This window comes from Streptomyces sp. S3(2020) (genome assembly GCF_013044505.1).
GTDB lineage: Bacteria > Actinomycetota > Actinomycetes > Streptomycetales > Streptomycetaceae > Streptomyces.
This window is the reverse complement of sequence record NZ_JABERD010000314.1, coordinates 1-8,179: the sequence shown is the minus strand read 5'-3', so window position 1 is coordinate 8,179 and position 8,179 is coordinate 1. Positions and strand designations below refer to the sequence as shown.

The 8,179-nt window shown below is 69.8% G+C and carries 8 protein-coding genes; 5 read left to right on the top strand and 3 right to left on the bottom strand.

Translation table 11 applies throughout. The annotated features are described in order from the left end of the window. Nucleotides 1–113: 113 nt before the first annotated feature. The 3 genes from HLK59_RS45970 to HLK59_RS45960 form a co-directional block, all read right to left on the bottom strand. A complete protein-coding gene (locus HLK59_RS45970) occupies nt 114–575 on the bottom strand; it encodes a hypothetical protein (protein WP_171147635.1) in 462 nt (153 codons plus the stop codon). Nucleotides 576–594: 19 nt separating this feature from the next. Next, nucleotides 595–828 (bottom strand): hypothetical protein, encoded by a 234-nt coding sequence (locus tag HLK59_RS45965; protein ID WP_171147634.1) that lies wholly within the window; start codon nt 826–828, stop codon nt 595–597. A 306-nt stretch (nt 829–1,134) separates the two neighbouring features. Beyond that, a complete protein-coding gene (locus HLK59_RS45960) occupies nt 1,135–2,136 on the bottom strand; it encodes a LuxR family transcriptional regulator (RefSeq protein WP_171147633.1) in 1,002 nt (333 codons plus the stop codon). Nucleotides 2,137–2,321: 185 nt separating this feature from the next. Here HLK59_RS45960 and HLK59_RS45955 point away from each other — a divergent pair, with 185 nt between their 5' ends. The 5 genes from HLK59_RS45955 to HLK59_RS45935 all read left to right on the top strand — a co-directional run. Beyond that, the gene (locus tag HLK59_RS45955) at nt 2,322–2,684 is read left to right on the top strand and encodes a hypothetical protein (protein ID WP_171147632.1); all 363 of its coding nucleotides are present in this window, start codon (nt 2,322–2,324) and stop codon (nt 2,682–2,684) included. Nucleotides 2,685–2,843: 159 nt separating this feature from the next. Continuing rightward, nucleotides 2,844–3,023 (top strand): hypothetical protein, encoded by a 180-nt coding sequence (locus HLK59_RS45950; protein WP_171147631.1) that lies wholly within the window; start codon nt 2,844–2,846, stop codon nt 3,021–3,023. A 45-nt stretch (nt 3,024–3,068) separates the two neighbouring features. Continuing rightward, nucleotides 3,069–3,506: a helix-turn-helix transcriptional regulator gene (locus tag HLK59_RS52555; RefSeq protein WP_171147630.1), complete on the top strand. Its 438-nt coding sequence runs from the start codon at nt 3,069–3,071 to the stop codon at nt 3,504–3,506. 215 nt (nt 3,507–3,721) lie between these two features. After that, nucleotides 3,722–4,723 (top strand): asparagine synthetase A, encoded by a 1,002-nt coding sequence (locus HLK59_RS45940; protein WP_346779978.1) that lies wholly within the window; start codon nt 3,722–3,724, stop codon nt 4,721–4,723. 77 nt (nt 4,724–4,800) lie between these two features. Then, the coding region (locus HLK59_RS45935) for a non-ribosomal peptide synthetase (RefSeq protein ID WP_171147628.1) at nt 4,801–8,179 on the top strand (3,379 nt) is incomplete at its 3' end.

Below are 8,179 nucleotides of genomic sequence, written 5' to 3'. Positions count from 1 at the left end.
CATCGGCAGATGGGTATAAGACACACCCGCCGAACTCCTGGTTCGCCGCCGTGACTTGATCCTCGTTCTCCCGGGCCCCGCCGTGACGTCGGCGGGGCCCGGGAGAACGAGGATCAAGTCTCGGCGGCGATCCAGGCGTTCAGCTGTTCGCGGGTCGTCGTGGGATCCGCGATCAGCTCCGCCAGTTCGTCGTCCGCGCGATGGCGGGTCGAGACGGCCGGACAGCGCCGGCACGCCTCGACGCCGCTCTGGCTCCACCACTGGCACATGGTGCGCAGATGGCAGCGCGGGACGGTGGTCCCGGCCGCCCGCGGCGTCGCGAGCACCCGTTCGACCAGGGTGCAGTCGTCGCCCCTGCGGTTGACGCAGTTGGTGACACAGTGCGAGGCGAACCGCAGGATCCGCCGCGGTTCGACTCCTTCGGGCACGTCGCCCAGCACCTGCGACGCAGGGACAGGGTCGGCCAGATAGACCACCCGGCCCTCCTGCGCGGACCGCACGCCGAGAACCACCGCTTCGGGCGCGTGCGCTTCACCGCTCGGACACCAGGTCGTCGGGGACTCGTCCTCGTTCACGGTCCTCGGCCTCCTCGTATCAGCAGGCGGCCACGGCTGCCCGGCCGACGACGTTGCCGCTCAGGACGTCGCCACCAGCCTCCTGCTCCGCGGCAGCGGCCTGCTGGATGCTCGCCTTCAGCTGTTCCACCGAGGTGATGCGTTCGGCCTTGGCCGGGGCCGCGGTGGCCGTGGCCGAGCCCGCCACCAGGATTCCGGCGGCGAGCAGGGCCGCGGCGCCGGTCGCCGCCGCCGTCCGGGACGAGTTCTTCATGAGGACTCCTTACTGCTGGGACACTCCGTGGTCGGAGCCTGGATTCGCAGACGCTCACGAAGGCAGCAGGCTATGTCCCGGGCCGTGCGACAGGCGGCAGTTGGGGCGGCGGTTGACCGGCAGTCGACCGGACCCGCGTTGCGGCTGAAGTCCCCGTGGGTGCGGGAATGGCCGAATTCTTTCCCGCCCCGCCGCAATTCCCGGCTGAGCTGCGGACTCACTCGGCATTACGGAACGGCGGTTCCCCCTCCGGCAGTTCTCCTCCGGCAGTTCCGCCGTAACCGGCGAACCGCGCGGATTCCCGCCTCATTCGTCCCCCGTCAGCCACCCTCTCGCCACGGCGCGGCAACCTGCCTGGAAGCGGCTGCGGGCCCCCAGGAGTTCCATGAGGTCGGCCGCGATGCGCCGGGCCGTGCGCGGGGAGACCCCGAGCCGTTTGGCGACCACTTCGTCGGTCAGCCCGCGGCTCAACAGCCGTAGCGCCTCCGCTTCCTGGGACGTCAGACCGCGCTCGTTGCGGTCGCGGGTCGTCGTCCCGAGGGGGACGGCGTTCTCCCAGATGGTCTCGAAGAGGGCGCTCAGCGCGGTGAGGGTGCCGCTCGCGGTCAGCACCAGTGCGCCGGCCCCGCTGTCCTCCTCGTCCGTCGGCACGATGGCCGTGCGATGGTCGAGGATCATCAGGCGGATGGGCAGCGACGGGGCGGTGCGCACCTCGCCGCCGAGGCCGGTCAGCCACTTCGCGTAGGTGGTGGTCGCGGGGCTGTTCCGTACGCTGTCCAGATAGACGGTCCGCATCCGCACTCCGCGTTCCAGCAGCTCCAGGTCCTGCGGATGCGCCGCTTCCATGTTCTCCGTGGTCTGGGCGCCGTCGGGCGCCAGCGTCATCACATCGGACGCGACGTTCTTGACGAGGATGCTGATCCGGTCCCGTATCTCCTCTATGCCGTCGAGGCGTTCGACCTCTTCGGTGATGTGCCGCGGCCGGGCCAGCGAGAACTCCGCCGTCAGATGGGCGGCGGCGAGGCGGAGTTGTTCGATGCGCTGTTGCTCAGAGGCCAAACGTTCCTGCTGGCGGGCGATGAGCGCTTGGACGCCGATCTCCGGATCCACGGCCCTGAACGAGTGAGGGGCGTCGAACGACGTCCGGATCAGCGCCAGCTCGCTGAGCTTGTCCAGTGCCCCGCGGAGATCGGCGTCCGAAAGGCCGAGATCTTCCCGCAGTTGCACCAGGCCCAGCTGTGGGCGGGCCAGTAGTGCGCGATAGACGGATTCGCAGGTCTGGTCAAGACCGAGCGCAGCCAAAACCATGCTCTCCCCCGGGTCGGTGGCCGTCCGACGACGGGGGCAATCCAAGCACGCATTCCCGGGTGTCACCAGTTCCCGGGAAAATCGTTTCGGCTTCATGGCTCCGGATAGTGGCGCTTTCAGGCCTTGGCAGAAAGCGTCCACCTTTCTTGCTTGCTGGTCATCGATTGCTTTCCGAGGATCGAAGGATGCATCTCATCCATGTGCGACTGCACACGCCTCGTGACTTCCGGGTGCCGGAAGACCTGGCCGCACAATTCATCGCGCAGGCGACCTCCGCGGAGGGCGTCGAGCATGTGAGCGTCCACCCGGGCGCCGGCCAGGCGCTGACCCTGGGGCTCTATGTCGTGGCGGAGTCGCTCTCGATGGCGGAGCAGGCCGCGCTCGCGGTCTCGCGGCGCACCGTCGCGCGGTTGCCCGCCCTGCAACGGAGCAGGATCACCAGTTGCTCGGCGGCGATCGTAGGGGCGTACTTCGACCGCCTCCTGGAACTCCCGGGCAGGGATGGACGGACTATGCGGGTGCCGGATGAGGACACGGCCGAGAGCTGACATTTGCGCGGCGCCGGGCTGAGAGTGGTGGCACCGGCAGGCGCCGGACCCCGACCGGGGCCCGCCACCAGACGCCGGGGGAGCGCACCCTCCGCTCCCGGCTCGAACCCACCGGAACAGCACCCGCACCCTCAGTCAGGAGGCCCTTCCATGTCCGCTATGCCCAAGATTGTCGCCAAGTTCGCCGTCACGCTCGCGCTCGTCGCCGTCCCTGCCGTCGGTGTCGCCGCCGTCACCACGCACTCCGCGTCCTCCGGCACCAGCGTCGGGATCGTGGCCGACGAGGCCGCTACCACCCCCACCCCGACGGCCAGCAAGGACACCACCGGCTGGCAGTGACCGTTCGCACTCATCACACCGAGACGGGGGACAGGAACCGTGACCATGCTGACCAGCACCAGCTCCTTCGGATCCCTGCTGCAGTTCCACCGCAACCGGGAAGGCTACACCCAGCAGCAGCTCGCCGACTTCTCGGCACTGAGCGTCCGGGCCATCCGCGACCTCGAACACGGGCGTGTGGAACGGCCGCGGCAGGACACCGTACGCCTGCTGGCGGACGCCCTGCGGCTGGACGAGGAGAGCCGCGACGCCTTCGCCAAGGCCGCCCGCTCCGTCCCGCCGGACCGCGCCGGCGCCGCCGAGTGGGCCGCCCTCGCCTCGCGCACCGGGTACGAGTACGCGACGATCCTGCTCGCCTCCCTGTCTCCCGACGCCGCTGACGGCACCTGGGAGACCGCCCTCAATGACATGGCCCAGCAGTCCTGGCGGCTCCTGGCCGTCGACCAGGGCGTGGCGTTCCTGGAACGCCGACTCGCCGGCTAGGGCCTGGCAGCCCCTCTATCGCGCTTCGTCGCCGCGTCTTTGCCACATGCACCCGTTCAGGGTCCGCCGCACGAAGTTCCGCGAATCTGCCGTACGCAACTGCCGATTGACCGAAAAACCGCGTACTAATCTCACGCTGAAATCAGCCGGAGCCGCAGTCGGCCGGACTGTGCGGGCTGGATCGGCGCGCCCTTCTGAGAGAATCGAGACCTCATATGGCAATGGGCCTGAAGGAAACGGCGGCATTTCATCGGAACCGGCCGTCGGAATCCCCGCAGGAACATCTCTCCGACCCGGTAACCCGTGATGTCCTGCGTATTCAGCACCGCATTCTGATGGCGATACGCCGACATCTCGACGAGGCCGGTTTCGTCGAGATGTGCGCGCCGATCATCGGTCCCGTCACCGACCCCGGAGTGCGCGGCGCCAAGCAGGTCGACATCGACTACTACGGCCGCCGCTACAAGCTGATGACGAGCGCGATCCTCTACAAGCAGGCCTCGCTGCACGCCTTCGACAAGATCTTCTGCATCGCGCCCAACGTCCGTCTGGAGCCCCCGGAGACCGCCGACACCGGCCGCCATCTGGCCGAGTTCCACCAGATCGACGTCGAGGCCGCCGGCCACACCCGCGAGGAGATCATGCGGGTCGCCCAGGGCATCGTGGTCACGGCGGTCCGCGAGGCCGCCACCACCATGGGGGAGGAACTGGCGCGGCTCGGCCGGGACATGAGCCGGTTCCAGGACGTGCTGGCCGGCCCCTTCGACGTGATGTCGCACGCCGACGCGGTCGCCCGGGTGGCCGGCGACCCGCACGCCGAGATCGCCTGGGCCGACGAGGCCCGGCTCTCTCGCGAGACCGTCCGCCCCTTCTTCGTCACCGACTACCCGAAGGGCTCGCGCGGCTTCTACGACCGCGAGAGCCGTGAGAACCCGGGTGTGCTGCGCAACTTCGATCTGCTGCTGCCCGAGGGATACGGCGAGATAGCCAGCGGCAGCGAACGCGAGCACGAATACCAGCGGATAGTGACCCGTATGCGGGAGACTGGGGAGAATCCCGCCAAGTACGGCTGGTATCTGGACATGGCCCGTGGCGGAATTCCGGCCAGCGCCGGATTCGGTATCGGCCTGGAACGGCTCACCCGCTATGTCACGGGTGTCGAATCCGTGTGGCAGGCCAGCGCCTATCCGAAACTCCCCGGCGTCTACTCCGCCTGAACCCCGGCCTCTCGGCCGCCCCTCGCATCTCCCGTTCATGAGATCCGTCAACCCCAGACAAGGTGGAGTGGAAAGCCATGCCGACCCATCGTGACGCGGACATGCCCGACGACGGAATCTCGTCGACCGGAGCCGAGGCCCGGCAAGGCAGCGGAGCGGTGGGCGACGACAACGGCCGTACCGGCCCGGACCACTACGACCATGTCATAGCGGCGTTCACCGCACAGGTCCGCCGGGCCCCCGACGCCGTGGCCCTGCGCGGTGACGGCACACACCTCACCTACGGTGAACTCGACCGCGCGGCCAACCGGTTGGCGCACCGGCTGGCCGGGCTCGGCGTGGGCGACCGCCCCGAGACCGCCGTGGCCGTGCTGATGGAACGCTCCACCGACCTGGTGGTGGCCCTGCTCGCGGTCCTCAAAGCGGGTGCCGCCTATGTGCCTCTGCACCCCTCCTACCCCGCCGCGCGCATGCGCGCGGTCATCGAGCAGACCGGCGCCCCGGTGCTGCTCAGCGACCGCGCCACACACCCGGGCGACCTCTTCGACGACCTGGTGACCACGCTCGCCGTGGACGACGACACCACCCTCGCAAGCTGCCCCGACACCGACCCCGGCACGGTCATCGACCCCCTCGGGCTGGCCTACGTCATGTTCACCTCCGGCTCCACGGGAGCGCCCAAGGGCGTCGCCGTGACCCACCGGGACATCCTCGCCCTCGCCGCCGACCACTGCTGGGACGGCGAGGCACAGCACCGTGTCCTCGTCCACTCCTCGCACGCCTTCGACGCGGCCACCTACGAACTGTGGGTGCCGCTCCTCGCCGGCCACCAGGCCGTGCTCGCCCCGCCCGGCCAGCTCGACCCGCGCACCCTGCGCCGCCTCGCCGAACAGCACGGCGTCACCAGCCTGTTCCTGACCACCGCCCTGTTCAACCTCGTCGCCGAGGAGGACCCCGAGGTCTTCGACCTGGTGCGGCAGGTGTGGAGCGGCGGCGAGGCCTGCTCGCCCCAGGCGATCCAGCGTGTCCTCGACCGCTGCCCGCACACCGAGTTCGTCCATGTCTACGGCCCCACCGAGACCACCACGTTCGCCACCTTCCTCACGCTGCGCCCGCCCCACCGCGTCGGAGCGACCGTACCCATCGGACGTGCCATGGACGGCATGGCCGCCCATGTCCTGGACGACTCCCTGCGCCAGGTGCCCCAAGGGGCGACGGGCGAGCTGTACCTCGCGGGCGCCGGCGTGGCCCGCGGCTACACCGCACGGCCCGCACTGACGGCGGAACGGTTCGTCGCCTGCCCGGACCGCCCCGGCGAGCGCATGTACCGCACGGGCGACCTGGTACGCCTGCTGCCCGACGGCGTGATCGAGTTCGTGGGCCGGGCCGACGCCCAGGTGAAGATCCGCGGCTTCCGCATCGAACTCGGCGAGATAGAAGCGGTACTGGGCCGCCTCCCGGGCGTCGGCCGGCGCATCGTCGTCGTCCGCGAGGACCGACCGGGCGACAAGCGCCTGGTCGCCTATGTCGTCCCGGGCGAATCCGGCACCCCCGACCCCGAGGAGCTCGCCGAGCGGGCCGCCGAGGAACTGCCCCCGTACATGGTGCCCACCGCGTTCGTGGTGCTGGACTCACTCCCGCTCAACTCCAACGGCAAGGTCGACCGCAAGGCCCTGCCCGCCCCCACCGTCCACACGGACGACATACGGCCGCCCCGCACACCCGACGAGGAAGTCCTCTGCCAGCTCTTCGCCCAGATCCTGGGCCTCGAACGCGTCGGCGTCGACCAGAACTTCTTCCGCCTCGGCGGCCACTCGCTGCTCGGCTCCCGGCTGATCAGCCGCATCCGCAGCGCCCTCGGCGCCGAGATCACCTTCCCCATGCTGTTCGCCGCGCCCACCGTCGCCGAGCTCGCCGCCGCCCTACGCGACAGCGGCGAACGCCGCCCCCAGCTCACCGTCGCCGAACAGCGCCCCGATCCGGTCCCGCTGTCCTTCGCCCAACTGCGCCTGTGGTTCCTGCGGGAGTGGGAGGACGGCGGCTCGACGTACAACATCCCGCTCGCCGTACGGCTGCGCGGCCCCCTCGACGGCACCGCCCTCGAAGCCGCCCTCAACGACGTGGCCCTGCGTCACGAAGCCCTGCGCACCCTCATCCCGGCCGTCGACGGCGAACCGCGCCAGCACATCCTCACCGCGCCCGGCCTCACCCTGCGCGTCACCCCCGCGACCGAGGACCGGCTGCCCGCCCTGCTCACCGCCGCCGCCGGTCACGTCTTCGACCTTGCGACCGAACTCCCCCTGCGCGCGGACCTGTTGGAGATCGGTGAGCAGGAGCACGTGCTGGTACTCGTGCTGCATCACATCGCCGGTGACGGCTGGTCGATGGCGCCCCTGGCCCGTGACCTGAGCACCGCCTACTCGGCCCGCGTGACCGGCGACGCCCCGGACTGGAGCCCGCTGCCGATCCAGTACGCCGACTACACGCTGTGGCAGCGGGACCTGCTCGGCGACGAACGCGACCCCGACAGCCTCGCCGCCCGCCAACTCGCCTACTGGCAGAAGGCGTTGGTCGATCTCCCGGAGGAGTTGGAGTTGCCGGTGGACCGGCCGCGGCCGGCGGTGGCGTCGCATCGGGGTGCGTTGGTGCGGGCGCGTTCGGGTGCGGAGCTGCATGCGGGTCTGGTGGGGTTGGCGCGGGAGAGCGGGTCGACGCTGTTCATGGTGTTGCAGGCGGCGGTGGCTGCGCTGTTGAGCAGGTTGGGTGCGGGTACGGATATTCCGTTGGGTACGGCGGTGGCTGGGCGTTCGGACGAGAGTCTGGATGACCTGGTGGGGTTCTTCGTCAATACGTTGGTGTTGCGTACGGATGTGTCGGGTGATCCGACGTTCCGGGAGTTGTTGACGAGGGTGCGGGCGGCTGATCTGGAGGCGTACGGGCATCAGGATCTGCCGTTCGAGCGGGTGGTGGAGGCGGTCAATCCGGCCCGGTCCACCGCCCGTCATCCCCTCTTCCAGACCATGCTCGTCCTCCAGAACAACATCGATGGGGTCTACGAGTTCGCCGGCGCCCAGGCTGCCACGCAACCCCTGGAGCACCCGGCGGCGAAGTTCGACCTGACCTTCTTCGTGGAGGAGATCACCGGTGACGACGGTCGCCCGGCCGGCCTGAGCTGGGACGTGGAGTACGCGACCGACCTCTACGACGAGAGCACGGTCGCGGCCATGGTCGACCGGCTCGCCCGGCTCATGGAGGCCGTTGTCGCCGACGCCGACATGCCCCTCACTTCGGTACCGCTGCTCGGCGCGGACGAGGAGCGCGTGCTGGAGGAGTGGAGTGGTGTCGGGGTTGGGGTGGTGGATGGTCGTTCGGTGCCTGAGGTGTTCGAGGCGCGGGTGCGGGTCGATTCGGATGCGGTGGCGTTGGTTCAGGGTGGGGTGGAGTTGACGTATGGGG

Bases quoted from the DNA above. Each gene is read 5' to 3' on its own strand.
- HLK59_RS45965 (WP_171147634.1), bottom strand. From the start codon at position 828: ATGAAGAACTCGTCCCGGACGGCGGCGGCGACCGGCGCCGCGGCCCTG.
- HLK59_RS45960 (WP_171147633.1), bottom strand. From the start codon at position 2,136: ATGGTTTTGGCTGCGCTCGGTCTTGACCAGACCTGCGAATCCGTCTAT.
- HLK59_RS45955 (WP_171147632.1), top strand. From the start codon at position 2,322: ATGCATCTCATCCATGTGCGACTGCACACGCCTCGTGACTTCCGGGTG.
- HLK59_RS45950 (WP_171147631.1), top strand. From the start codon at position 2,844: ATGCCCAAGATTGTCGCCAAGTTCGCCGTCACGCTCGCGCTCGTCGCC.
- HLK59_RS52555 (WP_171147630.1), top strand. From the start codon at position 3,069: ATGCTGACCAGCACCAGCTCCTTCGGATCCCTGCTGCAGTTCCACCGC.
- HLK59_RS45940 (WP_346779978.1), top strand. From the start codon at position 3,722: ATGGCAATGGGCCTGAAGGAAACGGCGGCATTTCATCGGAACCGGCCG.